At 47.1% G+C, this 19,018-nt stretch carries 12 protein-coding genes; 4 read left to right on the forward strand and 8 right to left on the reverse strand.

The window, feature by feature from the left end; all coding sequences use genetic code 11:
• Positions 1-67: 67 nt before the first annotated feature.
• Positions 68-7,480: a hypothetical protein gene (locus MHH40_RS01225; protein ID WP_340900553.1), complete on the reverse strand. Its 7,413-nt coding sequence runs from the start codon at positions 7,478-7,480 to the stop codon at positions 68-70.
• Between the two features lie 183 nt (positions 7,481-7,663).
• On the opposite strand from MHH40_RS01225, the gene MHH40_RS01230 reads away from it, so the two are divergent.
• Positions 7,664-8,683, forward strand: a complete 1,020-nt coding sequence (locus tag MHH40_RS01230; RefSeq protein ID WP_050944817.1) for an LLM class flavin-dependent oxidoreductase — start codon at positions 7,664-7,666, stop codon at positions 8,681-8,683.
• 38 nt (positions 8,684-8,721) lie between these two features.
• Here the strand turns inward: MHH40_RS01230 and MHH40_RS01235 are convergent, their stop codons facing one another.
• Positions 8,722-9,342, reverse strand: coding sequence for an acetate uptake transporter (locus MHH40_RS01235; RefSeq protein WP_050944818.1), 621 nt, complete (start codon positions 9,340-9,342; stop codon positions 8,722-8,724).
• 143 nt (positions 9,343-9,485) lie between these two features.
• On the opposite strand from MHH40_RS01235, the gene MHH40_RS01240 reads away from it, so the two are divergent.
• Entirely contained in the window at positions 9,486-10,307 is an 822-nt protein-coding gene (locus MHH40_RS01240) for a uroporphyrinogen-III synthase (protein WP_050944819.1), read from the forward strand.
• Between the two features lie 40 nt (positions 10,308-10,347).
• Here MHH40_RS01240 and MHH40_RS01245 read toward each other — a convergent pair whose 3' ends face one another.
• The gene (locus MHH40_RS01245; RefSeq protein ID WP_050944820.1) at positions 10,348-10,950 is read right to left on the reverse strand and encodes a DedA family protein; all 603 of its coding nucleotides are present in this window, start codon (positions 10,948-10,950) and stop codon (positions 10,348-10,350) included.
• Positions 10,951-11,240: 290 nt separating this feature from the next.
• Between MHH40_RS01245 and MHH40_RS01250 the strand changes: the two genes are divergently transcribed.
• Positions 11,241-11,471, forward strand: a complete 231-nt coding sequence (locus tag MHH40_RS01250; protein WP_050944821.1) for an excisionase family DNA-binding protein — start codon at positions 11,241-11,243, stop codon at positions 11,469-11,471.
• A gap of 20 nt (positions 11,472-11,491) precedes the next feature.
• Entirely contained in the window at positions 11,492-12,472 is a 981-nt protein-coding gene (locus tag MHH40_RS01255) for a hypothetical protein (RefSeq protein WP_233421729.1), read from the forward strand.
• Between the two features lie 12 nt (positions 12,473-12,484).
• Here the strand turns inward: MHH40_RS01255 and MHH40_RS01260 are convergent, their stop codons facing one another.
• From MHH40_RS01260 to glcD, 5 genes are all read right to left on the reverse strand, one after another.
• Positions 12,485-13,585: a Ger(x)C family spore germination protein gene (locus MHH40_RS01260; RefSeq protein WP_340900556.1), complete on the reverse strand. Its 1,101-nt coding sequence runs from the start codon at positions 13,583-13,585 to the stop codon at positions 12,485-12,487.
• The gene (locus MHH40_RS01265) at positions 13,582-14,682 is read right to left on the reverse strand and encodes a GerAB/ArcD/ProY family transporter (RefSeq protein WP_050944823.1); all 1,101 of its coding nucleotides are present in this window, start codon (positions 14,680-14,682) and stop codon (positions 13,582-13,584) included. The genes MHH40_RS01260 and MHH40_RS01265 overlap by 4 nt, the downstream gene beginning before the upstream one ends.
• A gap of 12 nt (positions 14,683-14,694) precedes the next feature.
• The gene (locus tag MHH40_RS01270; RefSeq protein ID WP_050945456.1) at positions 14,695-16,182 is read right to left on the reverse strand and encodes a spore germination protein; all 1,488 of its coding nucleotides are present in this window, start codon (positions 16,180-16,182) and stop codon (positions 14,695-14,697) included.
• A gap of 73 nt (positions 16,183-16,255) precedes the next feature.
• Positions 16,256-17,599 (reverse strand): (Fe-S)-binding protein, encoded by a 1,344-nt coding sequence (locus tag MHH40_RS01275; RefSeq protein ID WP_050944824.1) that lies wholly within the window; start codon positions 17,597-17,599, stop codon positions 16,256-16,258.
• Entirely contained in the window at positions 17,596-19,005 is a 1,410-nt protein-coding gene (gene glcD, locus MHH40_RS01280) for a glycolate oxidase subunit GlcD (RefSeq protein ID WP_050944825.1), read from the reverse strand. The genes MHH40_RS01275 and glcD overlap by 4 nt, the downstream gene beginning before the upstream one ends.
• Between the last annotated feature and the right edge of the window lie 13 nt (positions 19,006-19,018).

Below are 19,018 nucleotides of genomic sequence, written 5' to 3' on the forward strand. Positions count from 1 at the left end.
AAATAAAGCTGTCTAGATTTTTTCGACAGCCTTAACGCATAAAGGCCAAAGCCTTTATGCGTTTTGTTTATACATATCTTACAGCATTTGCAGCTCGAGTATCTGTGTTAACTGTTGTTATATTTGACTGTGCTGTAATAATGATATTAACAGTATATACATTATTACCCGTACTAGTTACAGTATCAACGAAAGTGGTGGAAACTACAAAGCTTTGTGCCCCTGCGCCTGATCCTGATCTAAAGAAAGGAACTTCTGTTAACAATGTTCCGTTTCTCCTTAATCGAGTATTTCCACTTATACTATAATTCGCTGTAGTGTTAGCTGTAATATTTGCTGATAGGTCAATCTTTACTCTTTGACCACTTGTTACAGGAACTGTAAAAGTGAGTACTGTTATTTCTGAATTCAACGGAGGAAATACTTGCTGCTGTGTTGCTGTTTGGTCAAAGAAAATTTGTGAGGTTGGTCCAGTATCTCCGGTTGGACCGGTCGCTCCGGTGGCACCAGTGATTCCCGTTGGACCGGTCGCTCCGGTTACACCTGTTGGTCCAGTAGCTCCAGTAAGGCCGGTCGCACCAGTGGCACCAGTAGCTCCAGTAGGGCCGGTCGCTCCGGTCGCACCAGTAGCTCCAGTAAGGCCGGTCGCACCAGTGGCACCAGTAGGACCGGTCGCACCAGTGGCACCAGTTGGACCAGTATCACCAGTAACTCCGGTCGCACCAGTGGCACCAGTAGCTCCAGTAGGGCCGGTCGCTCCGGTCGCACCAGTAGCTCCAGTAAGGCCGGTCGCACCAGTGGCACCAGTAACTCCGGTCGCACCAGTGTCTCCAGTAGGACCGGTATCTCCGGTTGGACCAGTGGCTCCAGTAGGGCCAGTAACTCCGGTTGGACCAGTGTCTCCAGTAGGACCGGTATCTCCGGTTACACCTGTTGGTCCAGTTGGACCAGTATCACCAGTGGCACCAGTAACTCCGGTCGCACCAGTGGCACCAGTAGGTCCGGTATCTCCGGTTGGACCAGTGGCACCAGTAGGGCCAGTATCTCCGGTTGGACCAGTGTCTCCAGTAGGTCCGGTATCTCCAGTTACACCTGTTGGTCCAGTATCACCAGTAACTCCGGTCGCACCAGTGGCTCCAGTAGGACCGGTATCTCCGGTCGGACCAGTGGCTCCGGTAGGACCGGTATCTCCGGTTACACCTGTTGGTCCAGTTGGACCAGTATCACCAGTGGCACCAGTAACTCCAGTAGGTCCGGTAGCTCCAGTTACACCAGTGTCTCCCGTTGGACCGGTATCTCCAGTTACACCTGTTGGTCCAGTTGGACCAGTATCTCCGGTTGGACCAGTTACACCAGTTGGACCAGTATCACCAGTGGCTCCAGTAGGACCAGTATCACCAGTGGCTCCAGTAGGACCGGTATCACCAGTGGCTCCAGTAGGTCCAGTAACTCCGGTTGGACCAGTGGCTCCGGTAGGACCGGTATCTCCGGTTACACCTGTTGGTCCAGTAGGACCAGTATCACCAGTGGCACCAGTAACTCCAGTAGGTCCGGTAGCTCCAGTTACACCAGTGTCTCCCGTTGGACCGGTATCTCCAGTTACACCTGTTGGTCCAGTTGGACCAGTATCTCCGGTTGGACCAGTTACACCAGTTGGACCAGTGGCACCAGTAGGGCCAGTATCTCCGGTTGGACCAGTTACACCAGTTGGACCAGTATCACCAGTGGCACCAGTAACTCCGGTCGCACCAGTGGCACCAGTAGGTCCGGTATCTCCAGTTACACCTGTTGGTCCAGTATCACCAGTAACTCCGGTCGGACCAGTGGCACCAGTAGGACCGGTATCTCCGGTCGCACCAGTGGCACCAGTAGGTCCAGTATCTCCGGTTGGACCAGTATCACCAGTGGCACCAGTAACTCCGGTCGCACCAGTGTCTCCCGTTGGACCGGTATCTCCGGTTACACCTGTTGGTCCAGTTGGACCAGTAACTCCGGTTGGACCAGTGTCTCCAGTAGGTCCAGTATCTCCGGTTGGACCAGTTACACCAGTTGGACCAGTATCACCAGTGGCACCAGTAACTCCGGTCGCACCAGTGGCACCAGTAACTCCGGTCGGACCAGTGGCACCAGTAGGACCGGTATCTCCGGTTACACCTGTTGGTCCAGTTGGACCAGTAACTCCGGTTGGACCAGTGGCTCCAGTAGGTCCAGTAACTCCGGTTGGACCAGTGTCTCCAGTAGGACCGGTATCTCCGGTTACACCTGTTGGTCCAGTTGGACCAGTATCACCAGTGGCACCAGTAACTCCAGTAACTCCGGTCGCACCAGTGTCTCCAGTAGGTCCGGTATCTCCGGTTGGACCAGTAACTCCGGTTGGACCAGTGGCACCAGTAGGGCCAGTAACTCCGGTTGGACCAGTGTCTCCAGTAGGACCGGTAGCTCCGGTTGGACCAGTGTCTCCAGTAGGGCCAGTATCTCCAGTTGGACCAGTGGCACCAGTAGGGCCAGTAGGCCCGGTATCTCCAGTTACACCTGTTGGTCCAGTATCACCAGTTGATCCTGCTGCAGCCAGTAATGTGTAGTCTGGGGAAGTATCTGGTGTACCTGTCGGTGGTGCAGTATTTACTACATACGTACTGCCATTAAAGGTCACTACTTGCCCTACTTGGTAAGTAGGGCTGATTACCGGATCAAACGCTTCAATACCTGTTAACCCTGCACCAGTAGCTCCCGTTGGACCGGTATCTCCGGTTGGACCAGTATCACCAGTGGCTCCAGTAACTCCGGTTGGACCAGTAGGGCCGGTATCTCCAGTTGCACCAGTAGGACCGGTCGCTCCAGTAGCTCCGGTTACACCTGTTGGTCCTGTTGGTCCAGTAACTCCGGTCGCACCAGTGTCTCCCGTTGGACCGGTAGCTCCGGTTACACCTGTTGGTCCAGTAGGACCAGTATCACCAGTGGCACCAGTAACTCCGGTCGCACCAGTGTCTCCAGTAGGTCCGGTATCTCCGGTTGGACCAGTAACTCCGGTTGGACCAGTGGCACCAGTAGGTCCAGTATCTCCGGTTGGACCAGTGTCTCCAGTAGGTCCGGTATCTCCAGTTACACCTGTTGGTCCAGTATCACCAGTAACTCCGGTCGGACCAGTGGCACCAGTAGGACCGGTAGCTCCGGTTACACCAGTTGGTCCTGTTGGTCCAGTATCTCCAGTCGCACCAGTGTCTCCAGTAGGACCGGTATCTCCGGTTGGACCAGTGTCTCCAGTAGGTCCGGTAGCTCCAGTTACACCTGTTGGACCAGTGTCTCCAGTAGGTCCAGTAACTCCGGTTGGACCAGTGGCTCCGGTAGGACCGGTATCTCCGGTTGGACCAGTTACACCAGTTGGACCAGTATCACCAGTATCACCAGTGGCTCCAGTAACTCCAGTAGGTCCGGTAGCTCCAGTTACACCAGTGTCTCCCGTTGGACCGGTATCTCCAGTTACACCTGTTGGTCCAGTTGGACCAGTATCTCCGGTTGGACCAGTTACACCAGTTGGACCAGTATCACCAGTGGCACCAGTAGGACCGGTATCACCAGTGGCACCAGTAACTCCGGTTGGACCAGTGGCACCAGTAGGTCCAGTATCTCCGGTTGGACCAGTTACACCAGTTGGACCAGTATCACCAGTATCACCAGTGGCTCCAGTAACTCCGGTCGCACCAGTGGCACCAGTAGGGCCAGTATCTCCGGTAGCTCCAGTTACACCTGTTGGTCCAGTATCACCAGTAACTCCGGTCGGACCAGTGGCACCAGTAGGACCGGTATCTCCGGTTACACCTGTTGGTCCAGTTGGACCAGTAACTCCGGTTGGACCAGTGGCTCCAGTAGGGCCAGTATCTCCGGTTGGACCAGTGGCACCAGTAGGTCCAGTAACTCCGGTTGGACCAGTGGCTCCGGTAGGACCGGTATCTCCGGTTACACCTGTTGGTCCAGTTGGACCAGTATCACCAGTGGCACCAGTAACTCCAGTAGGTCCGGTAGCTCCAGTTACACCAGTGTCTCCCGTTGGACCGGTATCTCCAGTTACACCTGTTGGTCCAGTTGGACCAGTATCTCCGGTTGGACCAGTTACACCAGTTGGACCAGTATCACCAGTATCACCAGTTGCACCAGTGGCACCAGTAACTCCGGTCGCACCAGTGGCACCAGTAGGTCCGGTATCTCCAGTTACACCTGTTGGTCCAGTAGCTCCAGTAACTCCGGTCGGACCAGTGGCACCAGTAGGACCGGTATCTCCGCTCGGACCAGTGGCACCAGTAGGACCGGTATCTCCGGTTACACCAGTTGGTCCTGTTGGTCCAGTATCTCCAGTAGGGCCAGTAACTCCGGTTGGACCAGTGGCACCAGTAGGTCCAGTATCTCCGGTTGGACCAGTATCACCAGTGGCACCAGTAACTCCGGTCGCACCAGTGGCTCCCGTTGGACCGGTATCTCCGGTTACACCTGTTGGTCCAGTTGGACCAGTAACTCCGGTTGGACCAGTGGCACCAGTAGGTCCAGTATCTCCGGTTGGACCAGTATCACCAGTGGCACCAGTAACTCCGGTCGCACCAGTGGCTCCCGTTGGACCGGTATCTCCGGTTACACCTGTTGGTCCAGTTGGACCAGTAACTCCGGTTGGACCAGTGTCTCCAGTAGGTCCAGTAACTCCGGTTGGACCAGTGTCTCCAGTAGGACCGGTATCTCCGGTTACACCTGTTGGTCCAGTTGGACCAGTATCACCAGTGGCACCAGTAACTCCAGTAACTCCGGTCGCACCAGTGTCTCCAGTAGGTCCGGTATCTCCGGTTGGACCAGTAACTCCGGTTGGACCAGTGGCACCAGTAGGGCCAGTAACTCCGGTTGGACCAGTGTCTCCAGTAGGACCGGTAGCTCCAGTTACACCAGTGTCTCCCGTTGGACCGGTATCTCCGGTTACACCTGTTGGACCAGTAACTCCGGTTGGACCAGTGGCACCAGTAGGGCCAGTATCTCCGGTTGGACCAGTGGCACCAGTAGGACCGGTATCTCCGGTTGGACCAGTGTCTCCAGTAGGGCCAGTATCTCCGGTTGGACCAGTGTCTCCAGTAGGTCCGGTAGCTCCAGTTACACCTGTTGGTCCAGTATCACCAGTTGATCCTGCTGCAGCCAGTAATGTGTAGTCTGGGGAAGTATCTGGTGTACCTGTCGGTGGTGCAGTATTTACTACATACGTACTGCCATTAAAGGTCACTACTTGCCCTACTTGGTAAGTAGGGCTGATTACCGGATCAAACGCTTCAATACCTGTTAACCCTGCACCAGTAGCTCCCGTTGGACCGGTATCTCCGGTTACACCTGTTGGTCCAGTTGGACCAGTAACTCCGGTTGGACCAGTGGCACCAGTAGGGCCAGTATCTCCGGTTGGACCAGTGTCTCCAGTAGGACCGGTATCTCCAGTTACACCAGTGTCTCCCGTTGGACCGGTATCTCCGGTTACACCTGTTGGACCAGTAACTCCGGTTGGACCAGTGGCACCAGTAGGGCCAGTATCTCCGGTTGGACCAGTGGCACCAGTAGGACCGGTATCTCCGGTTGGACCAGTGTCTCCAGTAGGGCCAGTATCTCCGGTTGGACCAGTGTCTCCAGTAGGTCCGGTAGCTCCAGTTACACCTGTTGGTCCAGTATCACCAGTTGATCCTGCTGCAGCCAGTAATGTGTAGTCTGGGGAAGTATCTGGTGTACCTGTCGGTGGTGCAGTATTTACTACATACGTACTGCCATTAAAGGTCACTACTTGCCCTACTTGGTAAGTAGGGCTGATTACCGGATCAAACGCTTCAATACCTGTTAACCCTGCACCAGTAGCTCCCGTTGGACCGGTATCTCCGGTTACACCTGTTGGTCCAGTTGGACCAGTAACTCCGGTTGGACCAGTGGCACCAGTAGGGCCAGTATCTCCGGTTGGACCAGTGTCTCCAGTAGGACCGGTATCTCCAGTTACACCAGTGTCTCCCGTTGGACCGGTATCTCCGGTTACACCTGTTGGACCAGTAACTCCGGTTGGACCAGTGGCACCAGTAGGGCCAGTATCTCCGGTTGGACCAGTGGCACCAGTAGGACCGGTATCTCCGGTTGGACCAGTGTCTCCAGTAGGGCCAGTATCTCCGGTTGGACCAGTGTCTCCAGTAGGGCCAGTATCTCCGGTTGGACCAGTGTCTCCAGTAGGTCCGGTAGCTCCAGTTACACCTGTTGGTCCAGTATCACCAGTTGATCCTGCTGCAGCCAGTAATGTGTAGTCTGGGGAAGTATCTGGTGTACCTGTCGGTGGTGCAGTATTTACTACATACGTACTGCCATTAAAGGTCACTACTTGCCCTACTTGGTAAGTAGGGCTGATTACCGGATCAAACGCTTCAATACCTGTTAACCCTGCACCAGTAGCTCCCGTTGGACCGGTATCTCCGGTTGGACCAGTATCACCAGTGGCTCCAGTAACTCCGGTTGGACCAGTAGGGCCGGTATCTCCAGTTGCACCAGTAGGACCGGTCGCTCCAGTAGCTCCGGTTACACCTGTTGGTCCTGTTGGTCCAGTAACTCCGGTCGCACCAGTGTCTCCCGTTGGACCGGTAGCTCCGGTTACACCTGTTGGTCCAGTAGGACCAGTATCACCAGTGGCACCAGTAACTCCGGTCGCACCAGTGTCTCCAGTAGGTCCGGTATCTCCGGTTGGACCAGTAACTCCGGTTGGACCAGTGGCACCAGTAGGGCCAGTAACTCCGGTTGGACCAGTGTCTCCAGTAGGACCGGTAGCTCCGGTTGGACCAGTGTCTCCAGTAGGGCCAGTATCTCCAGTTGGACCAGTGGCACCAGTAGGGCCAGTAGGCCCGGTATCTCCAGTTACACCTGTTGGTCCAGTATCACCAGTTGATCCTGCTGCAGCCAGTAATGTGTAGTCTGGGGAAGTATCTGGTGTACCTGTCGGTGGTGCAGTATTTACTACATACGTACTGCCATTAAAGGTCACTACTTGCCCTACTTGGTAAGTAGGGCTGATTACCGGATCAAACGCTTCAATACCTGTTAACCCTGCACCAGTAGCTCCCGTTGGACCGGTATCACCAGTGGCACCAGTAACTCCGGTCGGACCAGTGTCTCCAGTTGGTCCGGTAACTCCAGTTGGACCAGTATTTCCGGTGGCTCCCGTTGCACCGGTTGCCCCAGTAGCGCCAGCAGGTCCGGTGGGTCCTATAGGCCCAGCGGGACCTCTTCGTCCAACCCTTTGAATTGGTTTTGATTGTTTTTCTCCTTTTGCACTGTGACAGAGAGGATTTCCTTGAGGTCTATTTTGTTTCGAAAGTTCTTGTTTGATAAATGGACAGTCTCTTCTTTGAGAACGGTCATGACGTGATCTTTTGTAATGAGGCTGTTCATGATATTTACCGCAAAAGGGACATTTGTGATCGAATTGATTGTACAAATTGCCCATCTCCTAAAATTGATATTTCATTCTATGTGCAAATTTTTAAATTGGAAGTAAAACCTAGAAAATCATCATTTCGAAAATCATCGAATCAAATCATTTAAATGTTTGATGATTTTATGTTATGGTGTTGAAAGTATGAAACTAGTATGATTTTTGACAGAAATGGGGACATCATTTATGAGTCAATCAGTTTTACAGCGTACAGCTTATTCCGTTTTAAATTTATCCTCTGTGACAGAAGGAGGCTCCATTAAGGAATCTTTTGAACATAGTATGGATTTAGCAAAAAAGGCGGAGAAGTGGGGTTATCATAGATACTGGCTGGCAGAACACCATAATATGGAAGGTGTTGCAAGTTCAGCAACGTCCGTTTTAATTGGGTATATTGCTGGAGGAACCGAAAAAATTCGAGTAGGATCTGGTGGAATTATGCTGCCAAACCACTCTTCACTTGTCATTGCTGAACAATTCGGCACACTTGAGACATTATATCCGGGGAGAATTGATTTAGGTCTTGGCAGAGCACCAGGGACAGATCAGTTAACGGCAAGGGCGCTTAGACGTAATCTTCATAATGGAGAAGATTTCCCTGAGCAGCTAGAAGAACTTCGGCAATATTTTAAACCAACTGGACAGGTCAAAAAACATGTAAGAGCCGTTCCGGGAGAGGGTCTAAACATTCCGATTTGGCTGCTTGGTTCAAGCGGTTTTAGCGCAAGACTTGCAGGAGAGCTTGGATTGCCATTTGCCTTTGCGGCACATTTTTCACCTAAAAATACAATTCCTGCTTTAGAGTTGTATAGACAGTCATTTAGACCTTCTGATGTGTTGAAAGAGCCTTATGCCATGGTGGGGGTGACAGCTTTTGCTGCAGATCAAACAGAGCTGGCTGAATATTTGGCAACCTCTCATTATCAGCGGTTTTTGAGTCTCATTCGAAATACTCCAGGAAAACTCAAAGCGCCTGTCGACAGTATGGACGGCCTTTGGAGTCCATATGAAAAAGCGATGGTGGATGAACAATTAAGTTCAACAATGATCGGGGATAAAGAAAAGGTGAAAAAAGAATTGGAAGCCTTTGTTGAAGCTACTCAAGCAGACGAAGTGATGATTAATTCGGATATGTTTGACCATCAAGAAAGAATGCGTTCATATGAAATCATCAGCGAGATCTTCCAAGAGGCACAAGAAAAATAAACATAAAAAAGAACTGCACAAAGCAGTTCTTTTTTTACTTATGCTTTTGTAAAAATACGAAATGGTTGTCCAATTGGCAGTACAGTACGGCCAAAATGAGTATTGAGCACAACTGCTGCTGAACCATAAAAAGAAAGCAGGGAAATGATCAATTCTGCAATACCGGCAATGGTATGAGTCACATCGTACATCACACCAAATGAGCTTAGGGAAAGACCAAGGAATAAGAAATCAATAAAGACGAAAATCAAAAATAATACTTTATGTGTTTCCATTGCACCAATCGTCATAAACAAGCTGAAAATTAAATATCCGATAAACGCAAAACCTAGTTGTTTTGGATCTGCTGCTTCCGCAAGCGTTTTCCCAAAAACGCCCGCTTGAATGAGCCAAGTCGTACCAACGCCCATCCAAAAAAGACCGAATGCGCCAAAGGCAGTGGCTCCAAAAATATTTTGATGCTTTGAATCTTGTATGGACGCGATCAGCTGCGCGATGCCTCCAAGGAAGATAGCCCAAGGTAAAATAAGGGAAGTGCCATCTGTAATTCCTAGTTTTTGTGAGGACGCAACGAGCGTCACCATTGCTAAACCAAACAAACCAAGTGGTGTTGGGTCTGCAATTGATAATCGATAAGCTTGAACATTCTGTTTTTCCATAATGACCTCCTACAATTTGCACTTACAAAAGATACTCGAATTAGACCGAAACGTCAAGCTCTTTTTTAGTAGACACTTGCAACGTCTTCCAAATAAATCTATATTTAATACATATCAAATGTGATAGAAAAAGAGGGATAAAATTGAGTAAAGGCTTAGCTGGAAAAACGATTGCCATTTGTGGAACGAGAAAAACAGAAGAAATGCGTACACTTGTCGAAAAGCAAGGGGGACAAGCCGTTATTCGTTCTCTTCAAGGAACCGTATTTTTAGCCAAAGAGGAGTTAAAGCCAGGCATTGAAACCTTTGTGAAAAAAGGCGCCGATTGGGTGATTTTAACAACGGGTATCGGGACTGATACATTAATTGAGAGTGCAGAAGAGCTTCATTTAGGGGAAGAATTTATGCACATTCTATCAAATGCACAGATTGCTTCAAGAGGATACAAAACCTATGCTGCACTCAAAAAACGCGGAATTCAGCCAGACGTATCTGATGAAGATGGAACGGTGCGTGACCTAATCTCAAAGCTTGAAGGCAAAGAGTTTCAAGGCAAACGTGTCATGGTGCAGCTGCACGGAGAAAACGCTCCGGCTCTCATGAAGTTTTTACATGACAAAGGGGCAGATGTATTGCCGCTTTTACCTTATCAGCACACACCACCTGAACCAGAAGCCGCAGAAACATTGCTTCAAGAAATGAAAGATGGAAAAGTCCAAGCCGTCTGTTTTACAACCGCTGTTCAGGTGCACGCCTTTTTCACACTAGCGGCAAAATGGGGAAGAAAAGAAGAACTCCAAGCGCTATTCGAGCAGCCCGTACTGGCAGTAGCTGTTGGAAAAGTCACAGCTGAAGCTTTAAAAGAAGAGGGAATTGACCGGATTCTCGCCCCGTCACTTGAGAGAATGGGTGCAATGATTATGGAATTATCTCAATATATGAAAAAACAATCCTTACACTCATAGAAAAAACGCCTTTCACTAGATCAGTGGAAGGCGCTTTTCATTAGATTGTCCGTTTTCGGTTCGTACGAATTTTTTTTAAGACGAAATAGAGAACGATCAGGACAATCGCAATGGCCATAATAGGAGTGGTATAAGCGTGAGCAACACTTTGAATGTGGTCCCACTTTGTCCCAAGCTGCATACCGAGATAGATAAATAAGATCGACCAAGGGATGGCTGCTAATCCTGTCAAGAGGACAAATTTCAAAAAAGGCATTTTGGCAATACCGGCTGGAATGGAGATGGCATGGCGGACAATAGGAATAAAGCGCGCTGTAAACACCACACCGGTTCCATATCGATCAAACCAGCGCTCTGCAGTGGCGATATGATGTTCATGGATGAATAAGTATTTCCCGTACTTTGTTAAAAAAGGTCTTCCGCCATAAAGACCGATCCAGTATATAAAACACTGTGCGAGCGTACCTCCGATGACGCCGGCGATAACAGCTCCAACAAAACCGATTGTTCCTGTTGACACCATATATCCGCCATAAGCAAGAACAATTTCGCTCGGAATGATTTCAATCATCAGACCTAGTGCTACACCTACATAACCAAGGCTTGTCAGCCAAGTTAAAATTTCATTAAACAAGGTTCCCATTCATTTCACTCTGCCTTTAAATACGAATTTTCTTCAAGCATTCATATAAAAGCCTATGCTTGTTTTGTTTCTCTCATGAGTCTGCTTTTCGCTTACCTCTCTGAAGGTCAAACCGAAAAACGCCCATCTAGCAAACTTTATCATACCATATTTGCTCGCACCTAGACGATCTACTTGCTGAACACTTGTTATCATGATATCAGGAAAGAAAATATGAACAGGCGGCTTCCGTTTTTTTCAACAGATCATGATATAATTTGTTAGATGAAACGAACGGGTGGTGCATAAACATGTATTTAACAATCGAAGAAACAGCTGAATACTTAGAAGTATCAGAGGCGTATATTGAGAAATTAATTCAGCAAAAAAAGATCCGTTTTGTATTTGACGGAGAATCATATCTCATTTATCAAGGACAGTTTCAAACGCATATGAAGCAGCTTGAACAATACAAAGAGCTCGTCCAAGAGATTTTAAATGAACCGATTCCTGAAGATCCAGATGTAAAGGATGAAGATTAGATTCAAAGGAAGTGAATGGAGTGGAAAAAGTCGTCTTATGTGAAGCCTGTCAAAAAAACGCAATGAATGTGGTAGAAGATACTGATGAACCGAAACAACCTTATCAATTATGTCAGCCGTGTCACAAGAGACTAATCAACAATTCTTTACGACCGATTGAATGGTATAACTTAGCCGTTCTCCATTCTCCTAAACAATTTTTACTGCATGATGACTTTTATGGAGAGGATGGACAGGCTTTGGATGGTGTCATCGTCACCAAAGAAGATAAAGCCCCCACATTACAAGACGTGCGGCAAGATTTGGCGTCTTTAATAGACTTCTCAATTACTAGGTGGTTTCTTGAGGATGATGTCATTGATGCGCTGAAACAGCATGATCAGCAAAGGACCTTAGACTCTGTTCAAAGCCGGTTTGAGGAAACTCAGCATATCGAAGTGAAATCACGCATGTTAGAAATCGTGGCTGATGTTTTAGGTACATCTGCCGCTGGGTGGGTAAGGGAACTGGTGAATCAGGCTGACGAAGAATTTCTTTATCCACTTTCTTGGGCAGCGGCCAGCAGTTTGCCCGAAGATGAAGGTTTACAACATGTGATAGAGAAATTGAAATCGATCAGTGAAAAAGAATTACCGACAGCTGCTTTTATCTGTCTGTACCGTTTCCACTCTAACAAAGTATTAAATTGGATGGAGGTCACTTGCACTCATTTTCACGTTCATTGGGGAAGGCTGGCAGCTTTAAGCTGTCCAACCTGGGATAGAATGAAAACATGGCTAGACAAAGGAAGACCTTTCAGTTTAATTGCCCTTGAAACAATGACACACTGTGCTAAAGGGAATAGACCGGTCCTTGTGGAACAATGTTCACCTAAGATCCTTCACACAGATAAAAGTGAAGTAGAGAACACGTTAAATGACTATCTTCAAAAAGACTGCGTTCCAAGAGTCAAAACGAACGTGTCTACCATATTGAACAACAAAGAAGATATTTTCGAATAATTTCCAACTCCTTTATTGACTGACACCAGTTTGCACAATTTTCATATGGCATTTAACTTGTACATCCGCATCAGGATAGATTTCCTTCCATTTTTCTGGTGTCATAGCTTTGTCTTTTGATCGATACCTTAAGCCTAGCCCAAGCGGATCAATATGTTGCTTTTTAAAGGACTGAACAAGGTCTTGTCCTTGCTGGGCGACACGTTTTTCAACTTCTTTTTCGACATGGTCCAATATATTCGGTTTATCAATTTTCTTGGATTTCATGAATTCTTTTAATTCGCCCTTCAGCTTGATATCAATCGTGATATGAGGCTTTTTTGTTAGGTTATTCGTTGGTTTGACCTGGTAGGACACATGTGATTTGATATTTTCAATGACGACATGGGTCTTTTCTTGATCAGCCAATTGAAACTCGTAGATACCATTTTTATGATTTTCAATCATCGCTTTAAATGTAAACGTGTCTTCTCCAGGGATATGACCGACCATTTTTTCCTGATCAAACAGAGCAACTCCTGTGACTTTAATGGCGTTGCTAGTTTTCTTGATGTAAGGCAGGTAAGCATCGACTCCTTTTGCCAGCATCTGATTCATGAAAATATGCTGATTAGTGACAGGTTGATTGCCATTTCGCATATTTTGGGACAACAGATCAGAGAGATACACACCTATATTTAAGTTCGTTTGATTCATTTTTGTATATAATAAATCTTCAACTTCTTCGCCTACAATCGCAAACACTTGGCGTGAACCAATGATAGGATCACGATAAATGTAATTCATTAAATCGATCATGCCGACTTCCTTTGCTAATTTTTCACTGACTAAAATAACGAGCACCTGACCCATGACGACTGGAAAAGGTGATTTTTCTGATACGAGAAACTGAATATTACTAATGGTATTTGACCTTGCGCTTAATATTTGATAACTTCCTTGCTCCTCACTTTTAAAGACAGGGAAGACAAAGAAGCCCTTCATTTCTCCATCTTCGATTAAATCAAATCCTGCCGCCTGAGAGATATTTAATTCATCTAAAAGGCGAGGCTGTGCACAGCTAGTTAAGAAGAGACTAAACAACATGAGACCCGTGAGTATATAACGTTTCATGCTCGTTTTTTCACCCACCTTTTTTTCAACATCAGTCCAATAACCATACAGACAATCAAGCCATATACAAGAAAGTATCCGCTATATTCCACCCATTGGTTAAAGGTTTCAAAAGAAGTCGCCCCCGTAAAAAATGAAAACATGACCAGAATGAGGATGCTGAGCGCGATGAACGTGACGCGCTGGCTTGTATGAAGCACTTGTTTTGCCATTCGGCTCGCGGCCCACAGTGGAATCGCGATATTCGGAATGATTAAAAGCAGCCAAAGAGACACTTCGATAAATTCAAAGCGCTGGATAAACGGGAGCTTCACAATGCTTGTTAACGTTAACGTCGGCCATTTTGTTAATTTAAGCTGAGCACTTGAGTAATACGCAATGGAGACGAGAAAGACGAGTAAATTTAAGCATGTCGTAAATAATGCCCCCATGTGAGCAAATTTTTGAGACGTCTGCGCATGTTTAATAAAGGGATAATAGACAAGCAGTGTGCCAAAACCAAACATGGATAATGAAGCATCTTTGACTCCCATCAACAGCTGCGAAAATGTATGATCAAACATCGGGAACATGAAACGAATGTGAATATATTTCATGGCATAAAAACAAATAAACGTCATCCAATACGTCAGTACAATACTAAAAAATGCCCATCCAGCAATCGTTCTAAACCCGCCGGTATGAATGTAATACACGAGCAGCAGAAGTACAGACGCAAACAATAGACCAGGAATTTCTTTAAACAGCCATACATGGATCACATCCATATAATGGACGAGAACGGTCAACGACAAAGAAGCAAAATATAAGATATAGAGAATGTTGAATAATTGCCCAACCCACTTGCCAAATACATATTGCGTGATATCACCAAATTCATCCGAAGGGGCCTTTTTAAACATCATGTACATAAGAAAGATCATGACATTGACACTGAAGCCAGAAATCAGAATGGCGATCCATCCATCATTATTCATAGAACGAACAAGGTTTGTTTGAAAGTTTAAAATGCCAACACCAACTTGATTAGCATTAACGAGAAAAAACACAAAAAAAGGGGAAACTTGAAATTTCTCTTTTACAGAAGAAGAACTCATGCTTTCACTTCCTTATTCATAAAAATCATTTTTCCCCTTACGGCCTTGCTTAGGCTTTTGCCGATGGATGGTTTCATTTTCCGGGCGTAAATTTTCCGGTCTTTTATTCAAAAAACGAAGCTGAGGGCGAATCAAACTGCCCTTTAGATCTGTCAGGCGCAGCGGAAAAATAGGCTCTAGATACGGACGTCCAATAGACGTTAATTTCATTAAATGGGTGAGAAGGAATGATCCCATCACTGCAATACCTAATGCACCCCACACCTGTGCCGCAAGTAGAAAGGGAAATCTCAGCAGCCGAATGGCACTGCCCATTTTGTAAATAGGGGTGACAAATGAGGCAAGAGCAGAAAGGGCAACAATAATGAGTAAAATATTACTTGTTAATCCTGCTGCCACAGCAGCCTGTCCAATGACAATCCCTCCAACAATCCCGAGCGTCTGACCGACTTTAGCTGGAAGCCTCGAACCCGCTTCTCTTAGTAATTCAATCGAAATCTCTAAAAATAGCGCCTCAATGATTGGAGGAAATGGAACCAGATAGCGGGAGGCCACAATGGTTTCTAATAAGTCTTTTGGAATTAGCTCATAATGAAACGTTAAAACGGCTACATATAAAGGTGTCGCAAAAATGGAAAATATCACAGCAAATATGCGTAACAGCCTAAAGCAAGAAGCCGCAATCCACGACATATTGTAGTCTTCCATAGTGGAAAAATACTCAAGTAAAATCGTCGGGGCAAGCAAGACATGAGGCGAGCCATCCACTAATATGGCAATTTTCCCTTCTGATAAACCTGAAGAGACGCGGTCGGGTCTTTCTGTATTTAAAAACAACGGAAAGATCGTATTGGACACATCATAAAGCATCTGTGCAAGGTAATTTGCATCTAAAATTTGATCAAAATCAATGTCTTCAATACGCTGGAGAACGGTTTCAATGTTTGTCGGATTAGCAATCTCTTCAATATATAACACCGCTACTTTTGTTTGCGAAAGCGTGCCAACCGTCTTTTCTGACACTTTTAGGTTCGGTGTCGGCAGCCGCCGTCTGACCAAATTTAAATTGGTATCCAAAACCTCCACAAATGCTTCCTGTGCACTAATAATGCCAAATTCTATCTCGGGCGGACCTACTTGTCTGCCTTTCTTTTCTTCAATCGGGATCAGAAGCGCTTTGCCCCAATCCGTTTCGAGCCGAATGGCCAAGTTACCTAAATGAAGCGCTTTTTCCACTTCCTGAAGATCGGTCGTGATGACGGACTGTTCAATGGGAATTCGTTCTTTCAGCTCCTCAAGAGTAGGGGTGAGATGTAATTCTTTCATGCAGGGCAAAATTTGTTCATGAAGTAGATGCCCATTAATTAAAGAACGAAAAAAAGAAATTCGATAAAGAAACCCTTCACTTCGTGACAACTCGTTTGTAAAATCAGAGGAACGTGACAATGCCTCAAATACTGAATTTGGGTCTTTTTGATGTTGTTTGTTTTTCTTCAGCACTTGAACCATCTCCTTCCGCAATTTGCCTCTATTATCCAACCAATTGCCGGAAGATATGCATGAAAAAAAGCGTTCAGCTTGATGTGCTGGACGCTTCTTTTCCATATTGAACCGCTTCTAATAAAAAATCTACGAGATGAACAGCACGCATGCTGTTCGATTGTCCTGAACGTTTGATACCTGCTGCCATTTGCAGCTGGCAGCCTGGATTGGACGTGACAATCGCAGTCGCAGCTGTTTGACTAGCTTCTGTCATTTTATGATCTAAAATTTGCATCGACATTTGTGGCTGCAAGATATTATAAATTCCAGCAGATCCGCAGCAGCGGTCGGCATCTTTCATTTCTTTAAATGATACCCCTTGAATTGCCTTCATGAGCACCCTTGGCGCTTGCTGTACACCCATTCCGTTCCGCAAATGACAGGAATCTTGATAGGTGATGACTTGCTTTGGCAAAGCAAGCGGCGTACGGCCGTGAAATTCCAGCTCCACGAGAATGTCTGATATATCCGTGATTTTCTGTGAGAAGGCTTCACCTCGCTTTTGAAAAGACGGATCATCCTTTAGTAAATGATCATAATCACTTAAAAAGGCACCACATCCGCCCGCATTCATGACAATGGCATCTGCCTCAACCTCCTCAAATGCTTCAATATTCCGCCTTGCTAGCTCTTTCGCTTGCTCTTTTTCTCCACTATGACCATGAAGTGCACCGCAGCACGTCTGAACAGGAGGGACGACAACGTCACAGCCGGCCAGCTGCAAAAGCTGGATGGTTGCTTCGTTTGTGCTGGAAAAAACGGTGTCCATTAAACAGCCAGTAAAAAAGGCGACACGCTTTCTTGCTGTGCCAATGGCCTTGTATTCTAACGCACGGTTTTTTTGTTGACGCGGCACCTTTGGAAGGGCCTCTTCCATCAGCTGTAAATGCGGCGGAAGTACCTTTAGCATGCCAGACTTGCGGGCGGCCGTTTGCAGACCAGAGGTTTGATAAAATCGCAGTAGTCCAGCCGCTTGACGCATTCGGCTTTGGGAAGGAAAGAGTCCTTTAAACACAACACGTCTCACAAATTTGACAGGAAGGGATTGTTTCTTGTGCTGCTGAATGATGTCTCTTGCATCCTCAAGTAAACGTCCATATTTGACGCCTGAGGGGCAAACCGGTTCACATGCACGGCAGCCAAGACAAAGGTTCAATGAATGTTCGACGTCTTCATCAGGCTCAATCACGCCGTCTCTTACCGCCTTCATTAAAGCAATTCGGCCGCGGGGTGAGTGCGTTTCTTGTTGACCGGATTCAATATAAGTAGGGCAGGAAGGGAGGCAGAAGCCGCAGCGCATGCAATTGAGCAGCTCCTTTTCGTCCATTTGCTGTTGAAATGTTTGCTGAATCTTTGTTTGTTTAGAGGAATTCATGAGACCACCACTCGCTTCCTTGCCGCTTTTCCAAACACCTTATCAGGATTCATGATATTTGCTGGATCTAGCGCTTGTTTGATCGCTTTCATTGCAGCGATTCCTTCTTTTTTGACCTTTAGCTCCAAATAGGGGGCTTTCATTAGACCCACACCATGCTCACCCGTAATGGTGCCACCAAGGGAGACTGCTTTTTCAAAAATGGCCTGAAATGCTTCTTCAACCCGCTTCATTTCTTCTTCATTTCTTGCATCAGTTGCACAAGTAGGATGCAGATTTCCGTCACCTGCATGACCAAATGTACAGATTTTCACGTCGTACTCTCTCGCAATGTCTTCGATCGCGCGCACCATGTTCGCAATTTCAGAACGGGGCACTGTGGCATCTTCTAAAATGGTCGTAGGGCTTAAACGGGCGAGGGCAGATAAAGCGGCTCGCCTCGCTGTTAAAAGGGCACTTGCTTCTTCTTCAGAGTGTGCGATATTCACTTCTTTTGCACCGTGCTGCTGACAAACCTTTGCAATGCTTTGCATATCACGGGAAACAGCCTCAGGATTGCCGTCCTGTTCGATTAATAGCACCGCTTGAACGTCAGTCGGCAGGCCGATTTTGGCAAAGTCTTCGACGACTTCTAGTGTCGGCTGATCCATAAATTCTAACGTGGCGGGGATGATACGCTCTGCAATAATCGCCGAAACTGATGCAGCTGCTTCCTCAAGGCTTTCATATAAACAAAGCATCGTTTGTTTAGTTTCTGGAAGCGGCAAAAGCTTCAGCGTGGCTTCAGTGACAATTCCGAGCGTTCCTTCTGATCCAACAAATAAACGGGTCATATCATACCCGGCCACGTCCTTTGCGAGCTTGCCGCCCGTTTTGATGATGTCACCGTTTGGCAGAACCACTTCAAGTCCAAGTACATAATCTCTCGTCACACCATATTTTAACCCCCGGAGCCCACCTGAATTTTCATTAATATTGCCGCCTAACGTCGAAATTTTCATCGAGCTTGGGTCTGGTGGATAGAAAAGGCCTCTTGCCTCTACTTGGTGAATGAGTTCCTGTGTGATCAAACCAGGCTGGACCGTTGCAGTCAGGTTTTCTTCGTCAATTTCGATGAATTGGTTCATTCTTGTAAACAACATCACAAGTCCGCCTTGTGTCGGACAGGTGCCTGCACAAAGGTTCGTACCGGATCCTCTTGGCACAATCGGCACCTTATATGAGGCGCAGAGCCGAACAATTTGCTGGATCTCCTCAGCCGCGTGCGGGCTTACGATGACATCTGGCATATGCTGAAAATTAGGCGTTGCATCATAAGAGTAGGCAAGCCGATCGGCTTTACTGCGCTGTACATGAGACGCACCGACAATCTTTTTTAATTGACTAAAAAATTCAGAATTTAACATACGCATTCACTCC

The organism is Bacillus sp. FSL K6-2431 (assembly GCF_038005165.1).
In the GTDB taxonomy this organism is placed as follows: Bacteria; Bacillota; Bacilli; order Bacillales; family Bacillaceae; genus Bacillus; species Bacillus pumilus.

What these genes read in the sequence shown, in the direction of transcription:
- MHH40_RS01230 (WP_050944817.1), top strand. Translation starts at nt 7,664, where the DNA reads ATGAGTCAATCAGTTTTACAGCGTACAGCTTATTCCGTTTTAAATTTA.
- MHH40_RS01235 (WP_050944818.1), bottom strand. Translation starts at nt 9,342, where the DNA reads ATGGAAAAACAGAATGTTCAAGCTTATCGATTATCAATTGCAGACCCA.
- MHH40_RS01245 (WP_050944820.1), bottom strand. Translation starts at nt 10,950, where the DNA reads ATGGGAACCTTGTTTAATGAAATTTTAACTTGGCTGACAAGCCTTGGT.
- MHH40_RS01250 (WP_050944821.1), top strand. Translation starts at nt 11,241, where the DNA reads ATGTATTTAACAATCGAAGAAACAGCTGAATACTTAGAAGTATCAGAG.
- MHH40_RS01260 (WP_340900556.1), bottom strand. Translation starts at nt 13,585, where the DNA reads ATGAAACGTTATATACTCACGGGTCTCATGTTGTTTAGTCTCTTCTTA.
- MHH40_RS01265 (WP_050944823.1), bottom strand. Translation starts at nt 14,682, where the DNA reads ATGAGTTCTTCTTCTGTAAAAGAGAAATTTCAAGTTTCCCCTTTTTTT.
- MHH40_RS01275 (WP_050944824.1), bottom strand. Translation starts at nt 17,599, where the DNA reads ATGAATTCCTCTAAACAAACAAAGATTCAGCAAACATTTCAACAGCAA.
- glcD (WP_050944825.1), bottom strand. Translation starts at nt 19,005, where the DNA reads ATGTTAAATTCTGAATTTTTTAGTCAATTAAAAAAGATTGTCGGTGCG.